Origin of the sequence: Butyricicoccus sp. AM27-36, assembly GCF_003480945.1 — a bacterium.
GTDB classification, from domain to species: Bacteria; Bacillota; Clostridia; order Oscillospirales; family Butyricicoccaceae; genus Agathobaculum; species Agathobaculum butyriciproducens.
In genome coordinates this window covers 7838-30904 of record NZ_QUJR01000010.1, presented here as the reverse complement: position 1 = coordinate 30904, position 23067 = coordinate 7838, and the positions used below count along the sequence as shown (strand labels likewise).

The window sequence follows — 23067 nt, the reverse complement described above, 5'->3', positions numbered from 1 at the left end:
ACTATACCACATAACAAACAATATTGCAATATGCAATTAAACAATAAACAATATAATTTCGTAATGCTTGACAAGATGATATAAACACGCTATACTGACAGCACAAAAGAAATTGCATAATGCAATTTATAAGGAGGTGGTCACATGACGCAAAGAAAGATTGCCTTATCTATTGAGGAAGCTGCGGATTATACGGGAATCGGCAGGAACACCCTGAGAAAACTGGTGGAGTGGAAGAAACTTCCGGTATTAAAGGTCGGGAGGAAAGTCCTGATTAAAACGGATATGCTGGAACTTTTCATGGAAGCCAATGAGGGCAGGGACTTAAGGGATAAAGGAAATGTGAAAGCCGTCACAAGAAACGGTTCCACTTAAAAAGGCGGTTCCCGAAGAAACCGCCAAAGGTTTTATCAGACCGAAGCCATGATATACCTACACGCAAGCAGATTATACCATGTACTTCGTCTGACAGACAACAGGAAACTTATGTTTGGTAGAAAAAAGAAAGGACGATGATATTTATGGCAAGATCAACAAAGAGTTATGAGGAGCGTCTGCTCCAGTTGGAAAAAAGAGAACAGGAAAGCCTTGAAAAAGCGAAACAGTACGCAGCACAGAAACGGGAACTGAAGAAACGTCAGAAAGATGCGGAAACAAAAAAACGAACCCACAGGCTCTGTCAGATTGGCGGTGCGGTGGAATCAGTGATTGGTTCTGCGATTGAGGAAGAAGATATTCCGAAGCTGGTCGGCTTCTTAAAAAGGCAGGAAGCAAATGGGAAATTCTTCTCAAAGGCAATGCAAAAAGAGCCAGTTGCGAATACGGAGGAAGTGTAATGCCGGAGGGAGTGGAGTTTCCATTCCCTTCATTGCTTTTTTATGAAGGGCGCACTTATGGACAACCAGAGGTCGTCCGTATAAGTTTGCCACAGGTGGCAACCGGTCTGCGCTTACGCTTGCCGGGCTCGTTCCGTCGGCGGGGCTTTCAGCCAGACCTGCTCATGCCGCAGGAGGCACTCTTCGCCAGAGGGGCACATTCCATGCAGGCTGTTATGCACAGGGCACTCTTACGCAGAGGGTGCTCCGGCAGATACCATTTTCTTTTAGGAAAAACGTTACCTGCCGGAAATCAAAGCCGGATACGGCAGAATGGGGGAAACGGAGCATGGCGATTTTTCATTATACAGTAAAGATTGTTGGACGCAGCAAAGGAAAATCCATCATATCGGCGTCTGCTTATCTCAATGGCGATGTGATGAAAAATGAAGAAACAGGCAGGATCAGCTACTATACTTCAAAAAAAGAAGTCGTTTATACCAGCCTGCTGATGTGTGAAAATGCACCACAGGAATGGCAGAATGTACCTGCTGAAAATATCAGACGGTTCCAGAAATCTGTCCGATATAAAAGGGCAGATAACCAAAATGCTGCACTGGAAAAATTCAAACTTACTTTTCAGAAGCAGCGTTTATGGAATGAAGTCTTGAGGATAGAAAAAAGTTCAGATGCACAACTCGGCAGGTCATTTGAGTTCTCACTTCCGAAAGAATGGAGCCGACAGGAACAGATTGATTATACAACTGAATATATTCAAAAGACCTTTGTAGATAAGGGAATGTGTGCGGATTGGAGTATCCACGATAAAGGAGATGGTAATCCCCATGTGCATTTATTGGTGACGTTGCGACCATTCAATTCAGACCACTCATGGGGTAACAAAGAAATCAAGGATTGGGAGTTTGTCAGAGATGAAAATGGAAATATTGTGGTGGATGAATCCCATCCGGACTGGTGGCAGGATAAAAAGAACCCTGACCGTCATGGAATCCGAATCCCCGTACTTGATGAAAATGGAGTCCAGAAAGTCGGGACAAGGAACCGCAAACAGTGGAAACGTGTATTAACCGATGCTACCGGGTGGAACAATCCGAAAAATTGTGAGCTATGGCGGAGCGAATGGGCAAACGTCTGTAATGCACATTTGAAAACGGAAAATCACATTGACCATCGTTCTTATGCAAGGCAGGGAAAATTAGAGATACCGACGATCCATGAGGGCGCAGATGCCAGAAAAATTGACGAGAAATTTCAAAACGGACAGACATCCTCTACTTCATGGAAAGTAGAGGAAAACCAGATCATAAAAAGACAAAATGCACTGCTGGATAAAATACAGATTTCTTTTGGAAAAGTATCCAGTGCATTAACACAATGGAAGGAGCGATTGCGTGACATTAGAAGAAAGCCGGGAAGTCATTCCCATGATGGAGACAATGATAAACCAGATCGAGGAACAGCAGAATCTTATGGCAGAGATGGTACAGGAATTGCAGGAACGGGACAGGCAGCTCCTGTCTTTTCAGGAGCAGAACCAGAGTTTAAAAAGCTTAAACAGCGAATTATCCAGGCTGCTAAATCTTTTGCCAGATACAGAAGAACTGCTCTCACAGATCGAGCAACAGAAAACCAGAATCGAACAGTTGGAAAACGAGAATCAGCAATGGCAGAAATTAACGCAGAAGCTGAACAACGAGAACAGCTTATTGCAGAAACAGAACAGCGAATTGCTGACCTTAAACAGCAGATAGAGAAAGCGAGGGAGATCGATGAGCGAATGCAGAAACTTAGAGAACGTCGGGCAGGTGGAAGAACTTCTGCTGATGACCGAACAGATGCAGGACGAACTGGATCAGAAAGACCAGACAATCCAGGAACTAAACAGGCAGCTAAGCGAATCGCTGACCTTGAACGAGAAATTGAACAGCGAAAACAGAGCCGAGAATATCGAAGCATTGCGGACAAGATTAAGGCAAACAGAGGAACGATTGACCAGCGAGACAGACAGCAGGAAAAGAGCCGACGCAGAAGCCGTGGCATGGAAATTTAAGTATGAAAAAGCAGAGCAGGAAAAACTTTATGCACAGACACACCAAAAGACGGTAGAGGTAGCTGTTGAGAAAAAAGTGCCTTATGAGAAATGTGAAAAATGTGACCGTACTGCTTACCGGAAAGCAAAAGAAAAATGCGATAGCCGTAAAAGCCAGTTAGAAAAGAAATATAAAAATATGACGATTGGTTATGAAAGTATCTTGTTTCTACTGGCATGGTACAGCATAACAACAACACTGTTTACTGCGATTCTTTCGCCGGTTTTCCTTAACGACTGTATCGTCTTTTTCGGTGCGTTAGGAAAAGGAATGGGAAGTTTATTTCGGGAGTTTGTGACAGGTGCAGACTCTTTCGGACAGTTAAGCAGTGGAATACCTAACAGTATTCTTTCCGGGATTGTGTACTGGCTGATTGCCGGTACTGTCATGGCAATTTTATTCGTAATAACCGGGTGGCTGATAATCGGGATTGGTTATCAGGTAGGAAAAATCTACCGGAAATATTGTTGGGATATCATCAGTATCGTAGTAGCGATAACGAGTACAGCTGTTGTAATTTACTTTGGAGAATGGATTAAAAACGCTAATCCGATAAATCTTATTGTATTGCTATTACTGTCGCATATTATTTATATTGGAATCAGATGTTATGTGAAAGACTGGATGGAAGAACGAGGATATTATTAAAAGAGGACAGGGAAATTTCATAATCTTCCTGTCCTTAGTAAGGGACTATTGATTGTTTATATAAAGAAAAAGTATATAAATAAATCTTGACAATTAGTACGAACTCGGACTATAATATAAAAGTCCGGATTCGTACTAATTTAAGGAGGAAAAAGATGAGAAAAGATAATAATATGATAATACAGTTGCAACGATATTATGCTTTATGGAAAGAATGTACAGCAATGTATGAGGAATGGTCAAAGGATCAGGGACTGTCTTCAAATGGAGTTTTTGCTTTATATTCATTTTATGAAAGTAATGGAAGATGCACGCAGAAAATGATAAGTGAAGAATGGAATATACCTAAGCAAACGGTAAATACGATACTAAAAGATTTTCAGAAAAAAGGATACATCAATATGGTATCTGATGATTCAGACAAGAGAAATAAGCTGATATGCCTCACAGAATCAGGAATGGAATATACGAAAGATATCATAGAAAAACGGCACTCAAAAGAAATATATGTAATCGAAAAAATGGGATTAGAGAATATAGAAAGTCTTAATGATAATACAGAGCTGTTTATCAGACTTTTCAAGGAAGGAGATTGTAAGAAAAATGAATCATAAATCATTATTTTTTAAATATGTTATTCCATCTATTATAGCATTTGCATTATCAGGAATATATGCGATAGTGGATGGATATTTTGTAGGCAATACCATAGGAGATGCTGGACTTTCGGCTATTAATATTGCATATCCGATTGAGGCTTTGATTCAGGCTCTTGGAACAGGAATTGGTATGGGAGGAGCTGTTTATTACTCAATTAATGCAGCAGAAAAGAAAGGAAAACGGGCAGAAGAATTTATTGCTACAAGCTGGTGGCTTCTTGTAATAGTAAGTGTTATCAGTACCATAATTATTTACTCCTTTTCGTCTAAAATTTTAGGATTGCTTGGAGCAGATGGAATTATATTAACAAATGCGACAGATTATATCAAAATTATAGCACTTGGAGCAATATTGCAGATTCTTGGAACTGGAATGATGCCATTCATTAGAAATTATGGAAACTCTTTCTGGTCAATGTTTGCGATGGTTGGTGGATTCATAACCAATATTGTTCTGGATTTTATCTTTGTATGGATATATGAAATGGGCATGAAAGGTGCAGCCACAGCTACAATAGCCGGACAGGGTGTGACTGCAGCAATTGCAATCATATACGCATTATATAATAAAAAGTTTTATGTGTATGTATCCTTAAAAAATGTAAAAGAAATGTGTGGCGCTATATTCAGAGTAGGTCTTGCACCATTTGGGCTAGCATTGACTCCTAATATTTCATTGGTGTTTATAAACCGATTCTCCGCTTCTTATGGGGGAGAAAAAGCTATTGCAACTTATGCATGTGTATCCTATATTATCTGTATCATATATCTCATATTGCAGGGCGTAGGTGATGGAAGTCAACCTTTAATGAGCCGTTTTTATGGTGAGAAGGATCAAGAAAGCCTGAGAGGAGTTCAGAGAATGGCATACATTTTTGCAATAATTCTTGCTGTTTGTGGTGGAATTATCATGTATGTAAACAGAGCAAATATTGGAGGGGTTTTCGGAGCTTCTTATGAAGTAAGTATTGAGATTTCTAAAATTGTACCTATATTTTTAGTGTCATTACCATTTGTTGCGATTACCAGAATAGCGACAGCTGGATTTTATGCTACTGAAAAAAGTGGATTGTCATACATTCTTACATTCATTGAACCAGTATTGATGCTGATATTTATGCTTGTTTTACCACCTTTATTTGGTGGACAGATTATGATATGGTGGAGTACGGTATTGGCACGTGTTTTTTCAGCGATTCTGGCATTCATACTAATAAAATATTGCGAAAAGGGAGATTTGCAATATGGAATACAGAAAATTTAACAATCAGATAGTAGCAAGAATAATCTAGGTTTATCTATTGTATTTTTAAGGACAGCCTCATAGAAATAGGGCTGTCCTTTTAAAATTATGAAGCTAATTTTTAATAAATTCTAGTAGATTTTGATTGGAATAATCATAACTCTAATGAATCTTCAGCATCTACCCACATCTGTAAATTCCCATCAAGATATAACCTTGCATATTCTAATGGCTCATCGATTGCAAGCGATGTCAAAGCACAATCAGATCCAGGTGTGGTTCTTAAATTTTTTTCTGCTTCCCAACAATCAATACGGAGTATATAGCCCGTATTAGTATATACATCAATGCTGTTGCACTGTGGATTGTATTCTGCAAATATTGTTCTCATCGTATCCCATCTCCTTATCATTTAATCAATCAGTAGTAGCAAAAATTAAGAAGCATTTCAATCAGTTCACCATGTCACTTTTATTTTGTGTTATACTGTCTTATAGATTTTTCTTGCCCTTGTATTTGCCCTTATCAGAGTGCATAAACACTGATGGGACGATATAACACAAGGGAAATAATAAGGGAAAGCTCACCTGCGACAAATCCAGTGTTTTCAAGGGGTTGCGAAGAATTTAATAATAAAATATAACAGTTATTAAATTTCTTAAAACAGGTGAAATCTCAATCGAGATTTATCGAGGAATCTGAATTTATCGTAAAAAACTCCCTTGAGCCGCCAGCGGCTCAAGGGAGTCTATGGATGTTTTGACCACTGTATCCACAAAAACTGATTAAAGTTCCAGCCCATTCCACGCTTCTGTCAGCCGACACAGCCGTTACAGAAGCGTGTGTGCTGCTGAAGTTTCCACTGGGCAGGCTGACACGGGCATAGCGGCCATCCCAAATTCAGTGTAAACTCCTCAGCTTGGAAGCGCGCAAAGTTTATCTGCAGCCACAGCAGATTCATCCCGCTGCCGCCTTCTCCTATACGATGTTCCCCCTCACAGACTGAGGGTACAGATGTAACGGATGGGTCGAATATGTCCTGCAACCGTGCGGTCTATGCGCCGATAATTCATAGTTCGTATGGGCACCATCTTCTTAATAGTGAGCATAACCTCCTGCATTTTTCGCTCCCGATCCAGTTCTGCTTGCTCTTGTTTTCGACGAGCCTCAACGGCAGCATAATCGGTGAACAGATCCATCTGCTCAAATTCGCCCTCTCTGGTCATCGCCTCACTCTCTGAAATCACCCGACCCGCAACGATGTTAAGTCGCCGCACCATGAGGTCGGTATTCACAATACGATCAAAGAGCGCTGTAGCTGCCCCCATGATTTTCTTTGTAGAGGAGGTATAATCGTTCAGGCGCTCGGTTCCATGGGCGTGCTTTGGAACCTCGCGGCCATAGTGATCCTTGACTATTGGGCCATGATAACGATTTCGCCGTGCCGGATCAGTTAGGTTCTCAATGTCATAGCCGACCGTCAGAACAATCTGGTCGGTCATCAGCTTCTTACTCACCAAATCCAGTGCCAGTTGCTCTGCCATTTCTCTCAGCACCAACCGAGCCCTTTCTGCGGAATACGGGCAATGCAGGACCTGACCGGAACCAAGGCTGTTTTCACTGGGATGATATGCCTTAACCGCTTGGATGGTACAGGGTTCCCAGCCCCACGAATGGTCAATCAACAACTCAGCGTTTTTCCCAAAGAGCTGGTAAAGAAGATCCTCATTGCATACCGACATTCGCGCAACATCGCCCATGGTAAACATTCCGTGTGCCTCTAACTTCTTGGCGTATCCACGTCCAACCCGCCAGAAATCGGTGAGTGGCTGGTGCGACCACATGGTTTGACGGTAGGTCATCTCATCCAGCTCTGCGATGCGCACGCCGTTCTCATCCGCAGGGATATGTTTTGCCAAGATATCCATTGCGACTTTACATAAATAAAGATTCGTACCAATACCTGCGGTGGCTGTAATTCCGGTATTCTCGATCACATCCAGGATAATTTTCATTGCAAGTTCTCTGGGGGTAAGTTTGTAGGTGGATAGATAATCGCCAAGCTGGACTAGAGCATATTATAGAGAATTCTACGGGCAATAACAATAAAATTTTCGCTGATTTAAGTTATGAAATGCGATTGAATTGTGAAGATTTGAACCGAATTGCTGATGTTCGTGTATATGTCAATGATGTGCTTGAGTCCTCTGTTTACAATAATGGACGAATTTATTTTCCTAGTCGAGGGATAAGCAATAGACGAATTTTTCTAGATTGTTATGGGTTTGCGGAGTTGTCTATTACGCTTATATTAGTAGATGGACAAGAATGTACGCTGAATTCAGAGTATTTACCGATTTTGGTGCGACGAGAGGAACTTAATAATTCGGTAGAAGCAATGGCTAGATTTGTTTATAATAATCAAGAATGGCTTTTGTTAAATGGAGAACTCAAACCGAAAAAACCATCTGGGCTTAAAGAGAATGGGTACCGTAGTCTTGCGACACAGATTTTGTTAGCAGAAGAGATTGCAGCTATATATGAGAGTAGTTATGGATATTTCAAAGCTAATAGCAGATTCAAGTTGGAAAAGATGTCTGTAATTGAGAGACTAGAGCGAATACAATATGTGACGCAGGGAACGCTGTCATATACAGCAACGCATCCAGAGTACTTGCGGCAAGTAAATAGTACGCAAGGTATATTTATTGGAAATCGTGTGTATCAACCACAGAAAACAGAAACTGTTCAAAATACACGCTCATATGATATATATGAGAATAGAGTGATTTTAGCATTTCTAAGGAATATGATTGATTCGGTACAATCTTTGCAAGGATATTGCTGTAATCTATTAAGTAAAATCCCCAATGATGAAGATTATAGCTCAGAGTACATTTATTCATCATTTTTTATGTTTTCTGAAACAAGAAAAATGATAGAAGATGGAAAGACTCAGTTGGAGAAATTGTCTGAAAAATTTACATATTTATGGGGAATGTATAGTGATATTCTTCGTATCCCCCTAGATCAACATATAGTACCCCCTAGACCGACTGCAATTTTTCTCTCCGTTCCACAATATAATCGAATATTCGTTAGAATTCATCAATGGTTTAGTTTTGGAATATATAATTTTTCTAAAGAACATTTTATGCTCTCCTTTATTAAAATTTCAGCTTTGTATGAAAGTTATCTTTTGGCGAAATTCCTTTGCTATTTCAGAGATAGAGGGTATTCATTGGAGTCTTCTAGACGTTGCGTATATCCGGTATCAAAACGATGGAAATACAAAAATACTTCTGTACGAAATACATTTGTATTAAAAAATGGTCAGAAAAGGATTACTTTATATTATCAGCCTGTAATTTTTGATACAGATCAGCGCTCTGTAAATGGTATCGGGTTGTATAGAAATAATTCTATATCTGTGTATGCGGGTAATGAAGATGACTGTAGGCAAGGCGGTCATTACTATGTGCCAGATTTTCTGATTAAAATTGAAGAAAATGGCGATTCCCAATATATGATCGTAGATGCAAAATTTAGTGATTATAGTAGTGTACGACGCTATTATGTAAAAGATTTGGTGTTTAAGTATTTATTTTCAATTAGTCCAATCGAGGAAAATGAATTAGTATGCGGTCTTTGTATTATGTATGGTAAATGCAAGTCTAAGGAACGACTGCAAACAGCATATGATAAGCAAATATTAGGCACTGAAATCTATCCATTTATAGAAATATTCCCCTTAATAGAAAGAATAGATTCTGCAGGACAGTATGAAAAGATGGATCGATTGCTGAAGAAATTACTATAAGATTTAGGCAAAAAAATAAAGCTGCCCGCTCGGGCAGCTTTATTTCTCTCTCAAAAGAACTGGATCGGCTGACGCAGCGGCGGCTCCATATTATACATATTCGCCATCGTTTGCATCGCAGTCCATTTCTGGTCAGTCAGCACATGAGCATAAGTATCCAGCGTAAATCCAACAGAATAATGTCCCAGCAGGATCGAAAGCGTTTTCGCATCCATGCCCTGCTCCATTGCACGGGTCGCAAAGGTGTGCCGCAGTGCATGAAAATTGTAGTTTGGCAGATTGGCCGCAGCAAGCATCTTCTGGTAATATTCGCGCATAAGGCGAGGCTCGACATAGAGGCCGTTCTCCTGCGTAGCAATCAGACCGCTGTCGAAGTAGGCAGTGCCTAGCGCGGCGGCATCCTGCATTTGCACGGTTCGCCAGTTCTGGAGGTCCATCACTAGCTCGGGCAGCATAGAGATACTGCGGATACTGTTCTGCGATTTCGGTGTCTGCGTAACGATCTCGGTTTTGCTGTCGGCCTCGTCATCATCATAGCGCTGTAAGCGATTGAGCGTCTGGTTGACATGAAGCATATTCGTATAGAAATCAATATCGCACCAGCGCAGGCCGACGACCTCACCCAATCGCAAGCCAGTCACCAAGGTCATCCGCACGAATACGCCATACCGGAACTGATAGCTTGCCTGCACCAAGCGGGCCTGCTGTTCACGGGTCAAAACCTCAATATGCGGTTTGATGAGCGGCGGCAGGCTTACACTGCCGGACGGATTGGAGAGAATCAGTCCCTCTGACTGTGCCTGTGCGAGAGCCTTATGTAAGCACATATTCAGATTGGAAATGGTTTTGGGAGATAAGTTCTCCTGCTCCTGCTTGTAGTTGTAGAATATCTGGAGCGTACGCGGGGTCAGCTCTTTCAGCTTGATAGTGCCGAGCGACGGTTTGAAATGCTTGCGGACATAGGTTTCATAGCTCTTATAGGTGGACTGCTTGAGCGTGTGCTGCATATAAGTCGTCAGCCAGTTATCCAGCCACTCGCCTACGGTCGTATTGTTCTGTAAATACTGCGGTGTCTATACCATAGCGACACTCAAAGCGTGTTGTATATCAACAGCTTCATCAAGTGTATCGGCGTACTTGGAAATACGAGTCGATTTACCGGTTTCCATATCTCGGCCGGAGATACGGACTTCATAGCGTCCATTCGGTTTCTGGCGGATACTGCCCTCACCGTTGTGACGCTTTTTCTTAGTCTTCTTATTGTTGTTCATCTGTAATGCCTCCGATGCGGTTTTACTGATGAGTTCAGATCAGATTAGAATTTGATTTTAAGCGGAAAAGGTTCTGTGTTATAATGGGAATCAATAGATGACAGAAACGGTGATACAGATGGAAAAGACCACAGGCGAATTGATGGATATTCTGCGCAGCAAGCCAGATGCAGCAGCCTTTGTTCAGGAGAACGCTGACGAGTTGCAGAATAAAACCGTACCGGAGCTGTTAGCGGACCTTCTGGAACGTAAACAGCTGACAAGGGCGGCAGTAATCCGTGCGGCAGGCTTGGCGCGTACCTATGGCTACCAGCTTTTCGACGGTACTTATACACCGACACGGGACAAGCTGATACAGCTTGCGTTTGGCTTTCAGCTTACGGTAGAGGAAACGCAGGCGCTTCTCAAAGCCGCAGGCCATGCTGTGCTGTACCCGCGAAACGCGCGTGATGTGGTCATTATAGAGTGTCTGTACCAGCGATGCGGCATCATTGCGTGCAATACCAAATTGGAGGCACAGAACCAGCCGTTGTTAGAGTGAGCGCAGGCTGCGATACAGCGTTGCCTTTTTCACCCCAGTCAGCTCCTCAATTTCCCGAACGGTGTACTGCTTGGTATGATAGAGCTTCACGGCCTGCTTGACTTTTTGTGCATTGGTGCGCGGTCTGCCGCCGATGTGGCCGCGTGCTCTGGCGGCATCCAAACCCTCCTTGGTGCGCTCGGCAATCACATCGCGCTCGAACTGCGCGACGGCACTCATCAGCGTAAACAGCAGCTTTCCCGTCGGTGTGGAGGTGTCGATCTGCTCTTTCAGGCTGACCAGATGCACGCCACGTTCGCGGAACAGCTCCACCAGCTCGATCAAGTCTTTTGTGCTGCGGCCCAAGCGGGACAGGCTCTCAATCACTACCGTATCGCCCTCCATCATGCGCTCTAGCAGTTTGTTCAGTTCCGGACGGTCGCGTTTGGTGCCCGTCATTTTCTCATTGAAAATGTAGTCCACGCCGTACTGCGACAGCATATCGAGCTGCCGCGCAAGGTTCTGCTGTTCGGTGCTGACACGGGCATAGCCGAATTTATAGTGCTTCATATCGTCCTCCTATTGCAAAAATCTTCGTTTATGAAACAAAAAAATTTGCCCTCGGAATGTGGTATTCCGAGGGCAGTTTTTGTGCCAAAACTCGTTTCAAAAGCAATGTGCCAAAAGTCAGGCGTTTTTGAAACTACACATCATCGGTCAGATCGAGTAACTCGTCCAATGCTTCCAGCACTTCACCGAGTACCCAGATTACACTGAATAAGCCCATGTTGTTCGTCCTCCCCTCTTAGTATGCGTATAACAGTTCTCCGGTCATTTCGTGCAGCAGAGTAGGATCGTAGAGCATCTCCTCGATTTCTTCCTCGGAGCAGCCGTAGTCGAGTAATGCCTGAATTTCATCCGCCGTTATGCCGAACGCCTTTGCTACACTGAACAGATCATCGTGGTTCGCAGGCGTGTCCTCGTAGTAACTGCGGTAATATGGATAATGTCGCCACCAATGTTCATAGCTGGTTTTCGGCATAAAGCTGCTAGTAGTGATATGTCCCGCTCGGTCGATCTTCAAAATCTCACCCTCCTTTGGCTCCAGAATGTCAGAGGGTGCGGTCAGCTTTAACTTCTTGATGGTTTTGCAGAGAATATCCCTCGTAGAAGCGTAGAGCAAGTAACCATCATAGAACATGATGCACAGCGGATTATCTCCGACTACGAACCAGATGGAATTGTCTGTATCCAAAACGGTAAACACAAAAGAACCCTCGACCTTTTCAGCCATAGCTTTAAGGCTGTCAAAGTCGAGGGTCTTGTTTTTCTCTAAAAGCTGCACCGCAACGTAGCTATCTGTTTCGACGCTCGTCAGCGGAAGATTTTCTCCCATGCGTAGTTCTTTATCATTCCAGAGAACGCCGTTATGTGCGAGGGCGAAGCTGTTTCCGTCAACTTTGCCGAGAAACGGGTGGTTATTCTGGTTAAACTGCGCGTTACCCTGAGTCGTCATACGGGTGTGTCCCATCACGACGTTTACACCGTGCGGAATGTGAATCTTCATTTTCCGAGCGGGAAGGGGGCGCTTATAAATGCGCAGACGGCCGTTGAAGTTATACGCGATGCCGGTCGCATCCGTGCCGCGCACCTGACACTCTCTTGCAAGAGTATTCAGAATTTTATTTTTCGTATGGGTGTTGAGCACACCTTTGAAGTCGATTAAGCCGAACAGACTGCACATACTCATTCCTCCTCGCTTGCGGTGACAGGTTCATTGACATACAGGCGGCGTTCCTTGAGATACTGAATGAGTTCCGGTTCCTTGATTTCGTCGAGGAAGTCAAACCAGCTCATGTCCTGCACCTGATAATCGGACAAAGAAACAGCCACCTCGACCAGATGATTTACCATCTGCAAGGTGGCTTTCAGTGTGTTTAACTTCAAGGTTCCGCGGAACATCCGGATTTCTACGGTGTCAGAGTTCGTAAGGTTGACCGCCGTGTAACGTCCGGCGCAAGAGTTCTTCGCGTGGCTCATCTGCTCGGACGGCGTAAGACGGATACCATACCGTGCCGCCCAGCGATTCATCTGCGACTGCGTGCGGCGGCTGAACCGCAGAAGCTCAGCCCAGAATTTCTCTACAAAGTAGAGCAGGCGGGCGATCGCGGCCTCCTGCTGTTCGTAAGTACAGCCAAAAGCCAAGCGCGAAATATGAACGTGTAGGCCGCAGGTGCCGGCGGCATGGCTGAGATACCCCATGCGCTGTGCTTTACAGAGTACCTGTTCCCACGGCATTTCGTTCAGGTGGTATTCCAGCGTCATGGGATGTGTAACAAGTTCAAGACCCTCATCCAGACTGCCATCGGTTTTGATGTACAAGTTTTCGGCGTTTGCGTTGGCAATGTCGAGCAACTTCTGTGCGTTGCTGTTCACCGTGCCGCCCTCGTCAATTTCCAGCTCTACGCCAAAGTGCCGCAGGCCCTTGCCGTGGAACACAAGATCAGGTGTATAGTTGTAGTCGTGAATCGCGCCTTCGTGACCGTCCCAGCAGTCCGAGCAATAGGAATGATCGTCGTCATCGAAGTAAGCATCGTAGCTGCGCAGGATGCAGCCGCAGTCGTGGCAGCGGACATAGTGCTCGTCAAAGCAACCCTCGCAGAGCGTGTGATGATCGTCCTCAATGGCGCTTTCCTGATAGATGCGATCGCCGCAGTGATCACAGACTACGGCCAAACGGTCGGCGCAATCCTCGCAAAGCCAGTCGCCCTCTACCTCAAACATCTTGCTGATCGGGTGCTCTGCACCACAGTTGTCGCAAATTCGAGTATCTTTCATTTTTGTTTCCTCCATTCAGTATTTGTTGGGTTGCTGATACTTCATGGAGATAATATATAATTGAAAATACGCTTATTTACAGAAATAGTACAAATCCCCCATTTATGCACACATAAATGGGGGGGAAATCTTCTGTGTTCCGCGTTCCGCGTTCTGACGGTATACTTTTTACACTTATACTTATTATTACTATTATTCTTAATATACACTGTGGAAAAAGTATCTATGCGGAACGCAGAACGCGGAACAGACCATTTCTTTTAACAGTTAATCGCTCCACTCCTTGTATTGATAATTTCTCATCATAATCGTTTGAAACTGCGCTCTGCTATTGGAATCTGATGCCACTTCATACAGAACCTTAAACAATCCTTCATTTTCTTTTGCTAACTTATAAAAAGCATATCCTATACGCTTTTCAATTTCAGGATTTTCCTTATGCAATGTATATTTCTTTGTCAAACTTTTTCGCAATTCATCTTCTTTACGTTGATCCTTCTCTCTGTTTTTCACATATTGCTTTTGTAATTCCCAGAGATCCATAAAATTTTTCTGTTCTTCAGGAGTTGCATATGCTAAACGATAAAAAACGTCTGCATATATAGATTCTGATTGCTGACCTTTTGACTTTTGCCATGTCATTTCATTTTGTTCTTCAACAAAATTCTCAACAAACTTTTCCTGCGCTTGCAACGATGGCCGCAATTCATCTTCAAACGAAATAGCCTTTATCAGCTTTTCTTCTGTCTGTTTCTCAGGGTAAACGCTATTATGAGCCTTTTCTCTTGTAATCCAGCGAAAATCTACCACACCTGCGAAATATTCCGGACATACATCAAAAACCTTAGCAAGGTAATGACACCATTCCCTGCTGTTGCATTTCCCCTGCTCGATTTCCTGTAAATAGGACACCGATACATCTTCACCCGTCATATCCATAATCTTTTCTCTCACCTGCTCATGTGAAAGGCGATGTTTTGTTCGCTCCTCATGATACCGCTTGCCAAAGAGTTCCGGATTAACTTCCCATTGTATAGGTGTTTGTCCACTTATGTTGCGAGGTCTTTGTGCTACACAACACTGCTCCCATTCTATTTGCACTTTATTTTCATTAGACATACTATTTTTCTCCTTCCTGTCAATAATTTTTTCGTTTTTGATCCATAAACTTATATGAATTTCTATTCTCCTATTTTGCGATTCACAAAGTTCATTACAACTAAATTCTCTTTTGATGTCTAATTCGCGCTAACCCACAATGTTCTCTTTTCACAAACACCTCTAATTGTTGCTGATTTCGTAGATTTTGTATTTCTTACTACTTAGTGTATTATGTCATCGAGGCCTCACAAGTACAAAAACAAGGAGGTATTCCTACGACATCAAACAATTACCCACTGGACAAAAACGGATACGCTATTCCCATCCTCTTTGATGCGATCAACTTCGGAAGCAACAAAGCAATACCCGCCGATTCACCGACAGCATCGCCAGAAGATGTGATGAACAATGTCCTGTCTGCATTTTGTTCCAATTCCTCTGATATTACTATATCACAACAGGAGTGTGCCAACAATACAGACAGTCCCGAGAAGGCTATATCCGTTCCCGCTCTGGCACCAGTTTCCTGTGCACCTGCACAGCAGGCAGCAGTTTCGATTCCACAGAATCAGCCTGCGCCAACGGAAACAGCCTTTTGTCCACCCGTAATAGAGCGTCCCAAAGCGGCCAATGCCGCGACTATCGCCAACCACATTGCCGCAACTGGAAAAATCCGCATCTACCAAGAGCACATTTACTGGTATGCGAACGGCTGGTATCACCTATTGCAGATTGGTGAGCTACGCCGCCTAATGCGCGCGCTCTGTGCTGATGACATCGAAAAACACAGCAGCAAGCGGGTTTTCGAGGACATCGAAGTCTTCCTGCTCAGCAATTCCAAGCTGCTTGCTGAACCACCAGGCAACCATTCGCTGCTCTGCATCCAGAACGGTATCTATGATATGGTATCGAACACCATATCACCACATACTCCTGCCTGCTTTTTCACGCATTGTCTGAATGTATCGCTGCCTACTCTGTGCCATGGTACGCCGCACTTTGACAATTTTATAGGTTTTATCACCGGCAATGATTACGCTCTGCAAATGCGTATCTGGCAAATGCTCGGCTATATTTTTGCCTGTGATACCGATGGTAAGGTATTCTTCCTGCTGCAAGGTGTCAGCAACAGCGGCAAAAGCGTGCTGCTTGAGCTGCTGCGCTCTATGTTCAATCCCGAAGCTGTGAGCACACTTGATCTTTACCGTCTTGGCGATCGTTTTTCCGGTGCAGCCCTGATTGAAAAGAAGCTCAATATCTGCGGTGATCTTCCTAATCGTACGCTCTCGGCACAGGCCGTTGCAACGCTCAAACAGATCACAGGACGCGATCTTATGACAGTGGAGGAAAAGTATAAGCCGCTTGCAACCATGGCACCAGCGATCAATCTCGTGTTCGCATCGAACTTTCCGATTCGGATGGTCGAAGAAGATACGGCGCTGTTATCCCGCATGGTGGTGATACCTTTTCGGTTCTCTATCCCTACGGAACAGCAGGATCATCTACTCACGCAGAAAATCCTCGCCGAGCGGGACGGCATCTTTCTCCGCGCAATCCACGCATATCACCGTCTGCTTGCGGACAAGTACATTTTTGCAGGACAGGCTTTAGTCGATCAACTGTTATCCCAGTCCTATGCATCGCCTGTGGCCGAGAACCATAATATCGCTGCATTTCTAAATGATTGCTGTATCCTGACCGGTGACAACAGCTTTACTTCTACACAAGACCTGCATGAAGCCTGCACCGCCTATTGCGTGAAACACGACTTGCCGATCATAACCGATCGGACACGCTTTTCGCGCATACTGCGCAGCCAGCTTGCGAATAAAGTCGAGCCGAAAAAAATACGGATCGGTGACAAGACCCACAATGGGTACATTGGAATTAAACTATCGAACCAATAAGGAGAAACAAATTATGGGTAAGCATAAAAATAACTATAAAAGCAAAAATGGCCGCTACTATGTTCTCAAGGGCAGCAATGCCGTTATGATCGCCTACAACTGGGATCAGGCAAACGAATGTTTCAGAAGTACATCTGCTCTCCTAAACGTCAAATCTCACATTGCTCTTACTTAGACGCACAGCACGATGCGCTGAACCACCTAAGAGAGATTGCACCCGGTCTTCCTATTCCACTCGAACTGCCGCTTGGCCGTATTATCACGGTCCGGTCGCTCATGCAGCAGTACTTAGGCAATACGGAGGTCTGATTCTATGACAGCACAAGTAAAATGTATCACCTTATCCGCCCGTGATCTGGCTGAACTGCTCGGCATAAGCCGTAGCGCTGCCTATGCGCTCTTTCACCGCGAGGATTTCCCAACACTCAAAATAGGCCGCCGCCTGCTTGTAACGCACGATGCGCTGATGCAATGGCTCAAAGAGGATGCCGCCAAGAAAAGCGCCTGAATATGCAGCAGAGGGCAAGGTCTAAAACCTTACCCTCTGCTTATCTCACGCACAGCATTTATCCCCAGCTTGTGCAAAACTTGCATACCTATGCTATACTATTTACATACAATCGAACTGTATGTGCCGGAAAGGAGTATTCTTTTACTTATGGCACGAAAAAATAAAAAGCGTGAAGCCGGAAGCGGCTCTATTACCAAGCGGAAAGATGGCCGCTGGCAGGGTCAGTATGTGTCCGGATACGATCCGGAAACCGGAAAGCCTCGTCGTCATACCATTTACGGCAAAACACAGAAAGAAGTCGCAGAGAAACTGCGTGCTGCAACCTCCAGTATTGACAACGGCACCTTTCAGGAACCGCGTAAAATCACGGTAGCCGAATATGCCGCAGAATACATGACAACTCATGTTGCCACGCTGACCGATTCCACACAGCGCAGTTACGAGAAAAATCTTCGGCTGCATATTCTTCCCGCACTGGGTACTCGCCGTTTGACCGACCTCACCCACCGCGAGGTACAGCGCTTTGCTTCGTCTTTATGCGCAGGCGGTAAAGGACTTGCCCCCAAGACTGTACACACCGTATTCGGCACGCTGCACGCCCTGTTGACCGCCGCACAGCGCGATGAGATCTTACAGCGCAATGTTGCTGACTTCTGCTCTCTGCCGCGTGTAACGCAAACCCGCGCCAAAGCGATCACCTCTGCCGAGCTGAATCAGTTTCTCGATCTGATCCGCAAGGATGAATTCTATTATCTGTTCTTCCTCGATATTTTCTCCGGTATGCGCCAATCCGAAATTCTCGGCTTGCGCTGGGCTGACATTGACTGGAAGCAGAACAGCCTTGTTGTACGTCAGCAGCTCCAGCAAAAATGCAAGAAGGGCGATTACAGCTATGCGCTCATTGCTCCGAAAGAGAACAAGCAGCGGCGCATTGTTCTGGCTGACACCGCCATGCTTACCTTGCAGAAGCAGCACACCAAGCAGCAGCGTCAGCGTTTAGCCGCCGGACCGCTGTGGAACAATTCGTTTGATCTGGTTTTCACCAATGAATTTGGCCGCGCACTCAACCACCAGACCGTGTACAAGCACCTCAAGCGTCTGCTGCGTTCCTGCGGTATGGGGGATTATACGTTTCATTCTCTGCGCCACTCATTCGCTACGATTTCGCTGGAAAACGGCGATGATATTAAGACCGTACAGACGAATTTAGGCCACAGCACGGCTTCGTTTACGCTGAAAACCTACGCTCATGTCAGTGACCAAATGCAGCGCAGCAGTGCCGCCCGTATGGAGGAGCTGATCTCCAGTCTGGGAGCCGTAAATTAGCCCGTTGCTGTCACGATTGCTGTCAAGGAAAATTAAGTCGTTCTAAAAGTTATCGTTTACCATTTATAAATACAGAAAAGCTGCACTTTTTGTAATAAAAAGTGCAGCTTTCATGGCGGAGACAGAGAGATTTGAACTCTCGCGCCGATTTCTCGACCTACTCCCTTAGCAGGGGAGCCCCTTCACCAGCTTGGGTATGTCTCCATGTCAAGGTATTGAGTTGTGCGCGGAGTTATTCTCGATCGAACCCTCCGCGCGCAATCTCGTGATTGGCGGAACGGGTGGGATTCGAACCCACGCGCCCTTTCGGACAAACGGTTTTCAAGACCGCCTCGTTATGACCACTTCGATACCGTTCCGTATCTTGCCCGATAAGCAAGATATATTTTACACCAGATCCTCGTGTTTGTCAACACATATGTGAACATTTGTTCTCACTTTTTTCTTATCACAATTTCATGCAGAGATGCGACGCTCGCCGCGGGAGCAAAGAGGGTCGACACCGGCGGTTTCTACCCTCTTTGAACACCCGTTTCCCTTGGTAGCCTACCTTGGGTGCAGATGGTAGACTGCGTAAGCAGGAAAAGGAGTACGGCAGAGGATTTTTTCTTCCGCGTTGTATCCGCATATTCGCATTTCGCTTACCGTACTGCTACACAGGTCGGCTACTCTACGCAGGCGCGGCACAAGGTGAATTGCCCGAAGTGCAAGAGAAGGTACTCTGAAGTATGACAGTGCCGCGCAACTCGTTGGTTTGTGCAGATTATCCATTTCCTGCGGGTATAATCACTGCTCGGTGTTAAATCTCTCCACTCTTAATTCTCCATTTTCAATTCTCAATTTCCAACTCCTCACTCCTAACTCTCCACTCTTAACTCATATTGCCAACAAAAAAACAGCCGAACCACAAGGGTTCGTCTGTTTTTGTGCCTTATTTCAGCTTTTCTTCCCACTCTTTTACCTTAAAACCCGGAAGAGCAAAGTCCTCTCCGATGATCAGCGGGCGCTTGACCAGCATGCCATCGGTCGCGAGCAGCGCATACTGCTCGTCCTCGGTCATGGCCGGCAGCTTGTCCTTGAGCCCCAGCGCCTTATACTGCAGGCCGCTCGTATTAAAGAACCGCTTAAGCGGCAGACCGCTCTTTTCGTGCCACGCACGCAGCTCCTGCTCGGTCGGATTGTCCTGCTTGATATCACGCTCGTCAAACGCCACGCCGCGCTCCTGCAGCCACGCCTTCGCCTTCTGGCAGGTCGAGCACTTGGGATAGCATACAAACAGCATTTCGTTGTCCTCCTCTGTTAATCCTCGGCTGCCGTCTGCGCTGCGTCCGAGCGACACAGGCAGAACAGCTCAGCAGCCAACATAACGCACGCTGCTGCACCCAGAATGCCGCGCAGCACCATTTTGATCGACCACATGGACGGGATGCCCATCAGCATAGCCAGACCGTAGCCGCCGATATCCGACACCGACATGGTGACCGCCACTGCGGCAAAGAACGCCAGCATAGCCGGAGCCGGCTTGCCAAACAGCAGACGCGCCAGCTCATAAAACGCCAACACAATCATCACATCGGCAACCAGACCAAAGCCGAACGACGCCAGCTTCGGATCGGTGCAGGTCATGCGGTAGTTGACCAGCAGATGCAGGCAGCTCCAGAACAGCGGTACGAGCGTCATTGCGGCGCTCTTTTCCGTCATCTGTACGCCCTGTGCCTTGGCCAGACCGATCATGCAGCCGCCGGTCAGCACGCCCATGATCGCGTAGACGATCTCCAGAACGCGCGCCCATGCAGCCGCGTCCTGCTCTACCGTGGTGATGGTCAGATACAGGTAACCCAGACTGCCCGCCGCTACAATCAGTCCCGCAACGACAGCTGCCATGCGGAACAGCGCCTCTTTCGTGCCGAGCAGCTGCTCAAACGGTACCCTATTGCGCGTCTTAAGCGGCAGCGCCAGCACAGCATATACGATTGCACTGATAGCGAACAGCGCGATCACGAACCAGATCCATTTATCGCCTGCCGTCGGCAAGCCGGTGCTTACGTCAAAACCGTTCAGCAGGTGCAGCGCGCGCAGCGCAATCCCCGGAACGCACAGCACGACCGCCAGAATCGGCAGAAGCTTCGTTGCTTTCATGTTGTTTCCTCCATTAAGAGATAGTATTAAACGCTACTATTATAGCATACTTGCCGCAAGGCTTCAATACAGCGAATAATTGATATTTGCATATAAAAACAACCGCCTGTTCAAAACAGACGGTTGTTTCGCGCATTGCGCGTGTTCAATAGAATTTGCCGTGCAAATTCCAAAAATCCAGGAGCATGTACCGGCGCAGCGCGGCCGAGAAACCGCGCAAGGATAGCGCAGGATTTTTGACTTTGAGAGGGAGAAAATTTCCGTACGGGAACTTTCGGACAACTTTGGAACAGCCTGCGGTCCGTTCCTGCTTGCCGGCGGAACCATGGTTCCGCGACAGCAATCAGTGCTGGCTTACCTTGGGCATCTGCACCTTTTCCTGTGCATTGAACTCCGTGTTTGCCGGAGTCTGCTTGCTCATGCCGAGCTTAAGCAGAATCGGCGTTACCAGCGTAGTAACGATAACGACCAGTACGATCGGCGGGAACATGTGCGGGTCGATCAGACCGGCCTGCTCGCCCTTCTGTGCTACGATCAGTGCAACCTCACCGCGAGATACCATGCCCAGACCGATGGAGAATGCATCATAGGTCTGGAAGCCCATGACGCGGGCACCGAGACCACAGCCGATGATCTTGGTCAGGATTGCAACGATGGTCAGTACCACTGCGAAGATCGCCATGGTGCTGGTCAGACCTTCCAGGTTGGTCTTAATACCGATGGAAGCGAAGAACAGCGGAGAGAACAGCATGTAGCCGAGCACGTTGGTCTTGCTTGCAACATAGTCACGCGCAGAGGACAGACGGCACATTACGATGCCTGCGAAGTATGCACCGGTAATATCTGCAATACCGAAGTAACGCTCCGCAACGTAACTCATCAGGAACGCAAATGCAACCGCATAGATCGCGATACGGCGATGACGATGCCACTTCTCCTCCATCTTGAGGAATACGCGGTACATAACGATACCAACAACCAGCACAAAACCGAAGAACGCAACGATGCGGCCGAGCACCAGAACCGGCTTTACAGTCGGATCGGTCAGTGCGGTCAGGACGGTCAGAACGACGATGCCGAGGATATCGTCGATTACAGCCGCGCCGAGGATTGCCGTACCGACTTTACTTTTCAGCTTGCCCATCTCACGCAGGGTCTCGACGGTGATCGAAACCGAGGTAGCGGTCAGAACGACACCGATGAAAGCAGCCTTCAGCATGTTCATCGGGTCGGTCGGATCATTGTCGAACGCCAGATAGCATGCAACACCACCGATCAGCGGCACGATAACACCGATCAGCGCAATAACGAAGGATGCAAAACCGGTGGTTTTCAGCTCGTCCAGATCAGTATCCATACCTGCGTTAAACATCAGGATGATTACACCGATCTCAGCGGCCTTTACCAGAAAATCGGTCTCGCCTACCCAGCCGAGGCAGCTCGGGCCAACCAACACACCGGCAATCAGTGCACCGACAACCTGCGGCATATGCACGCGCTCCGAAGTAAGGCCGAATACCTTTGTGAACAACATGATGATCGCAATCGTCAACAGAAAGTCATATGACATTGTTCCCACCCTTTCTTAATGTGATAACCTTTTGCATAGAATATTATACTCTTTTTCGCGCAAAGAACCAGCTAAGATTTCAATTTTTGCTCCGTGATTTTGAACGAAATTACCAAACAGCGCATTCGATCTCTGTGCACTCTGCCAGTTTCGCTATTTTCTGACATTATCCAGCAAATCCTTCCGAAATCGCCTGTTCCTCCTCATCAGCCGCGTGCGTGCGCGCGCCCATGCGGCTGCGGAATGCGGCGCGGCAGAACGAACCGACCACGAAAATCCGCAGCGGATACGCCAGCAGAAAGCCTAACTCGTCTAACTTGGATTGTTTTTTCTGCACCGTCTATGCCGCAAGGCAAAAAAAGAACGCCTTGCGAGCATAAGCTTGCAAGGCATTGAAATTTCAGTTTTTCCATTATATCATATTGTGTGGAAATTTCAAGTGTTTTTTTCTTCGCCTATTCCTATTATATATAGATATAGCCGCCGCTTGAGAAGCGAACGAAATGTGCGCTGACGCCGCGCGGGCGCACAAGAGGGTAGACACCTGCGGTTTCCACCCTCTTGTGTATCTCCCCTTTCTCTTAGAGG

23 protein-coding genes, 2 tRNA genes and 2 pseudogenes are annotated in these 23067 nt (G+C 45.9%); 12 read left to right on the top strand and 15 right to left on the bottom strand.

The window, feature by feature from the left end; translation table 11 throughout:
• Nucleotides 1–144: 144 nt before the first annotated feature.
• The 6 genes from DW724_RS12710 (at nt 145) to DW724_RS12680 (ending at nt 5497) form a co-directional block, all read left to right on the top strand.
• The gene (locus tag DW724_RS12710; RefSeq protein ID WP_002578307.1) at nt 145–375 is read left to right on the top strand and encodes a helix-turn-helix domain-containing protein; all 231 of its coding nucleotides are present in this window, start codon (nt 145–147) and stop codon (nt 373–375) included.
• A 146-nt stretch (nt 376–521) separates the two neighbouring features.
• On the top strand, nt 522–836 hold the full coding sequence (locus DW724_RS12705) for a hypothetical protein (RefSeq protein ID WP_015540600.1): 315 nt from the start codon (nt 522–524) through the stop codon (nt 834–836).
• Between the two features lie 328 nt (nt 837–1164).
• The gene (locus DW724_RS12695; protein WP_118761734.1) at nt 1165–2886 is read left to right on the top strand and encodes a MobA/MobL family protein; all 1722 of its coding nucleotides are present in this window, start codon (nt 1165–1167) and stop codon (nt 2884–2886) included.
• Entirely contained in the window at nt 2870–3574 is a 705-nt protein-coding gene (locus tag DW724_RS12690; RefSeq protein ID WP_021369328.1) for a DUF6040 family protein, read from the top strand. The genes DW724_RS12695 and DW724_RS12690 overlap by 17 nt, the downstream gene beginning before the upstream one ends.
• A 155-nt stretch (nt 3575–3729) precedes the next feature.
• Nucleotides 3730–4188: a MarR family transcriptional regulator gene (locus DW724_RS12685; protein WP_059027074.1), complete on the top strand. Its 459-nt coding sequence runs from the start codon at nt 3730–3732 to the stop codon at nt 4186–4188.
• Complete coding sequence (locus DW724_RS12680) at nt 4178–5497, top strand: MATE family efflux transporter (RefSeq protein WP_002595210.1); 1320 nt, start codon at nt 4178–4180, stop codon at nt 5495–5497. The genes DW724_RS12685 and DW724_RS12680 overlap by 11 nt, the downstream gene beginning before the upstream one ends.
• Before the next feature lie 133 nt (nt 5498–5630).
• On the opposite strand, the gene DW724_RS12675 is transcribed toward DW724_RS12680, so the two are convergent.
• Nucleotides 5631–5888 (bottom strand): DUF6061 family protein, encoded by a 258-nt coding sequence (locus DW724_RS12675; protein ID WP_009321643.1) that lies wholly within the window; start codon nt 5886–5888, stop codon nt 5631–5633.
• 583 nt (nt 5889–6471) lie between these two features.
• Nucleotides 6472–7533, bottom strand: a pseudogene (locus DW724_RS12670) (DinB/UmuC family translesion DNA polymerase); the annotation flags it as partial.
• An 83-nt stretch (nt 7534–7616) separates the two neighbouring features.
• Here DW724_RS12670 and DW724_RS15470 point away from each other — a divergent pair.
• Nucleotides 7617–9296: a hypothetical protein gene (locus DW724_RS15470; protein WP_147358666.1), complete on the top strand. Its 1680-nt coding sequence runs from the start codon at nt 7617–7619 to the stop codon at nt 9294–9296.
• A gap of 50 nt (nt 9297–9346) precedes the next feature.
• Here the strand turns inward: DW724_RS15470 and DW724_RS12660 are convergent, their stop codons facing one another.
• From DW724_RS12660 to DW724_RS12655, 3 genes and pseudogenes are all read right to left on the bottom strand, one after another.
• Entirely contained in the window at nt 9347–10036 is a 690-nt protein-coding gene (locus tag DW724_RS12660; protein ID WP_442861285.1) for a site-specific integrase, read from the bottom strand.
• Nucleotides 10037–10075: 39 nt separating this feature from the next.
• A pseudogene (locus tag DW724_RS16255) lies at nt 10076–10330 on the bottom strand (phage integrase SAM-like domain-containing protein); the annotation flags it as partial.
• A gap of 39 nt (nt 10331–10369) precedes the next feature.
• The gene (locus DW724_RS12655) at nt 10370–10567 is read right to left on the bottom strand and encodes a hypothetical protein (protein WP_118761731.1); all 198 of its coding nucleotides are present in this window, start codon (nt 10565–10567) and stop codon (nt 10370–10372) included.
• Nucleotides 10568–10685: 118 nt separating this feature from the next.
• On the opposite strand from DW724_RS12655, the gene DW724_RS12650 reads away from it, so the two are divergent.
• Complete coding sequence (locus tag DW724_RS12650) at nt 10686–11108, top strand: helix-turn-helix transcriptional regulator (RefSeq protein ID WP_147358665.1); 423 nt, start codon at nt 10686–10688, stop codon at nt 11106–11108.
• On the opposite strand, the gene DW724_RS12645 is transcribed toward DW724_RS12650, so the two are convergent.
• The 4 genes from DW724_RS12645 to DW724_RS12630 form a co-directional block, all read right to left on the bottom strand.
• Complete coding sequence (locus tag DW724_RS12645; protein ID WP_118761729.1) at nt 11100–11657, bottom strand: recombinase family protein; 558 nt, start codon at nt 11655–11657, stop codon at nt 11100–11102. The two genes, DW724_RS12650 and DW724_RS12645, sit on opposite strands and share 9 nt — an antisense overlap.
• A gap of 235 nt (nt 11658–11892) precedes the next feature.
• Nucleotides 11893–12831: a class II glutamine amidotransferase gene (locus DW724_RS12640; protein ID WP_118761728.1), complete on the bottom strand. Its 939-nt coding sequence runs from the start codon at nt 12829–12831 to the stop codon at nt 11893–11895.
• Between the two features lie 2 nt (nt 12832–12833).
• Entirely contained in the window at nt 12834–13925 is a 1092-nt protein-coding gene (locus tag DW724_RS12635; protein WP_118761727.1) for an amidoligase family protein, read from the bottom strand.
• A 267-nt stretch (nt 13926–14192) separates the two neighbouring features.
• Nucleotides 14193–15044, bottom strand: a complete 852-nt coding sequence (locus tag DW724_RS12630; protein WP_118761726.1) for a helix-turn-helix domain-containing protein — start codon at nt 15042–15044, stop codon at nt 14193–14195.
• Between the two features lie 206 nt (nt 15045–15250).
• Between DW724_RS12630 and DW724_RS12625 the strand changes: the two genes are divergently transcribed.
• From DW724_RS12625 to DW724_RS12615, 4 genes are all read left to right on the top strand, one after another.
• Nucleotides 15251–16933, top strand: a complete 1683-nt coding sequence (locus DW724_RS12625) for a DNA primase family protein (RefSeq protein ID WP_147358664.1) — start codon at nt 15251–15253, stop codon at nt 16931–16933.
• A 13-nt stretch (nt 16934–16946) separates the two neighbouring features.
• On the top strand, nt 16947–17108 hold the full coding sequence (locus DW724_RS15670) for a hypothetical protein (protein ID WP_158580341.1): 162 nt from the start codon (nt 16947–16949) through the stop codon (nt 17106–17108).
• A gap of 138 nt (nt 17109–17246) precedes the next feature.
• Nucleotides 17247–17441, top strand: a complete 195-nt coding sequence (locus DW724_RS12620; RefSeq protein ID WP_118361125.1) for a helix-turn-helix domain-containing protein — start codon at nt 17247–17249, stop codon at nt 17439–17441.
• A gap of 150 nt (nt 17442–17591) precedes the next feature.
• Nucleotides 17592–18770: a tyrosine-type recombinase/integrase gene (locus DW724_RS12615; RefSeq protein ID WP_158580339.1), complete on the top strand. Its 1179-nt coding sequence runs from the start codon at nt 17592–17594 to the stop codon at nt 18768–18770.
• 113 nt (nt 18771–18883) lie between these two features.
• On the opposite strand, the gene DW724_RS12610 is transcribed toward DW724_RS12615, so the two are convergent.
• The 6 genes from DW724_RS12610 to DW724_RS15665 form a co-directional block, all read right to left on the bottom strand.
• A tRNA-Ser gene (locus DW724_RS12610) sits at nt 18884–18974 on the bottom strand.
• Between the two features lie 66 nt (nt 18975–19040).
• A tRNA-Ser gene (locus tag DW724_RS12605) sits at nt 19041–19129 on the bottom strand.
• Nucleotides 19130–19701: 572 nt separating this feature from the next.
• Complete coding sequence (locus DW724_RS12600; RefSeq protein WP_118761723.1) at nt 19702–20052, bottom strand: arsenate reductase family protein; 351 nt, start codon at nt 20050–20052, stop codon at nt 19702–19704.
• A 17-nt stretch (nt 20053–20069) separates the two neighbouring features.
• Nucleotides 20070–20909, bottom strand: coding sequence for a hypothetical protein (locus DW724_RS12595; protein ID WP_118761722.1), 840 nt, complete (start codon nt 20907–20909; stop codon nt 20070–20072).
• A 343-nt stretch (nt 20910–21252) separates the two neighbouring features.
• On the bottom strand, nt 21253–22479 hold the full coding sequence (locus DW724_RS12585) for a cation:proton antiporter (RefSeq protein WP_118361131.1): 1227 nt from the start codon (nt 22477–22479) through the stop codon (nt 21253–21255).
• A 166-nt stretch (nt 22480–22645) separates the two neighbouring features.
• Nucleotides 22646–22816, bottom strand: a complete 171-nt coding sequence (locus DW724_RS15665) for a hypothetical protein (RefSeq protein ID WP_158580337.1) — start codon at nt 22814–22816, stop codon at nt 22646–22648.
• Nucleotides 22817–23067: the final 251 nt, after the last annotated feature.

Excerpts from the sequence above, each read along its gene's own strand:
- DW724_RS12620 (WP_118361125.1), top strand. The coding sequence starts at position 17,247 with ATGACAGCACAAGTAAAATGTATCACCTTATCCGCCCGTGATCTGGCT.
- DW724_RS12585 (WP_118361131.1), bottom strand. The coding sequence starts at position 22,479 with ATGTCATATGACTTTCTGTTGACGATTGCGATCATCATGTTGTTCACA.
- DW724_RS12640 (WP_118761728.1), bottom strand. The coding sequence starts at position 12,831 with ATGTGCAGTCTGTTCGGCTTAATCGACTTCAAAGGTGTGCTCAACACC.
- DW724_RS12635 (WP_118761727.1), bottom strand. The coding sequence starts at position 13,925 with ATGAAAGATACTCGAATTTGCGACAACTGTGGTGCAGAGCACCCGATC.
- DW724_RS12710 (WP_002578307.1), top strand. The coding sequence starts at position 145 with ATGACGCAAAGAAAGATTGCCTTATCTATTGAGGAAGCTGCGGATTAT.
- DW724_RS12650 (WP_147358665.1), top strand. The coding sequence starts at position 10,686 with ATGGAAAAGACCACAGGCGAATTGATGGATATTCTGCGCAGCAAGCCA.
- DW724_RS12675 (WP_009321643.1), bottom strand. The coding sequence starts at position 5,888 with ATGATAAGGAGATGGGATACGATGAGAACAATATTTGCAGAATACAAT.
- DW724_RS12600 (WP_118761723.1), bottom strand. The coding sequence starts at position 20,052 with ATGCTGTTTGTATGCTATCCCAAGTGCTCGACCTGCCAGAAGGCGAAG.
- DW724_RS12630 (WP_118761726.1), bottom strand. The coding sequence starts at position 15,044 with ATGTCTAATGAAAATAAAGTGCAAATAGAATGGGAGCAGTGTTGTGTA.
- DW724_RS12645 (WP_118761729.1), bottom strand. The coding sequence starts at position 11,657 with ATGAAGCACTATAAATTCGGCTATGCCCGTGTCAGCACCGAACAGCAG.
- DW724_RS12655 (WP_118761731.1), bottom strand. The coding sequence starts at position 10,567 with ATGAACAACAATAAGAAGACTAAGAAAAAGCGTCACAACGGTGAGGGC.
- DW724_RS12695 (WP_118761734.1), top strand. The coding sequence starts at position 1,165 with ATGGCGATTTTTCATTATACAGTAAAGATTGTTGGACGCAGCAAAGGA.
- DW724_RS12685 (WP_059027074.1), top strand. The coding sequence starts at position 3,730 with ATGAGAAAAGATAATAATATGATAATACAGTTGCAACGATATTATGCT.
- DW724_RS12595 (WP_118761722.1), bottom strand. The coding sequence starts at position 20,909 with ATGAAAGCAACGAAGCTTCTGCCGATTCTGGCGGTCGTGCTGTGCGTT.
- DW724_RS15670 (WP_158580341.1), top strand. The coding sequence starts at position 16,947 with ATGGGTAAGCATAAAAATAACTATAAAAGCAAAAATGGCCGCTACTAT.
- DW724_RS12615 (WP_158580339.1), top strand. The coding sequence starts at position 17,592 with ATGGCACGAAAAAATAAAAAGCGTGAAGCCGGAAGCGGCTCTATTACC.
- DW724_RS12705 (WP_015540600.1), top strand. The coding sequence starts at position 522 with ATGGCAAGATCAACAAAGAGTTATGAGGAGCGTCTGCTCCAGTTGGAA.
- DW724_RS12680 (WP_002595210.1), top strand. The coding sequence starts at position 4,178 with ATGAATCATAAATCATTATTTTTTAAATATGTTATTCCATCTATTATA.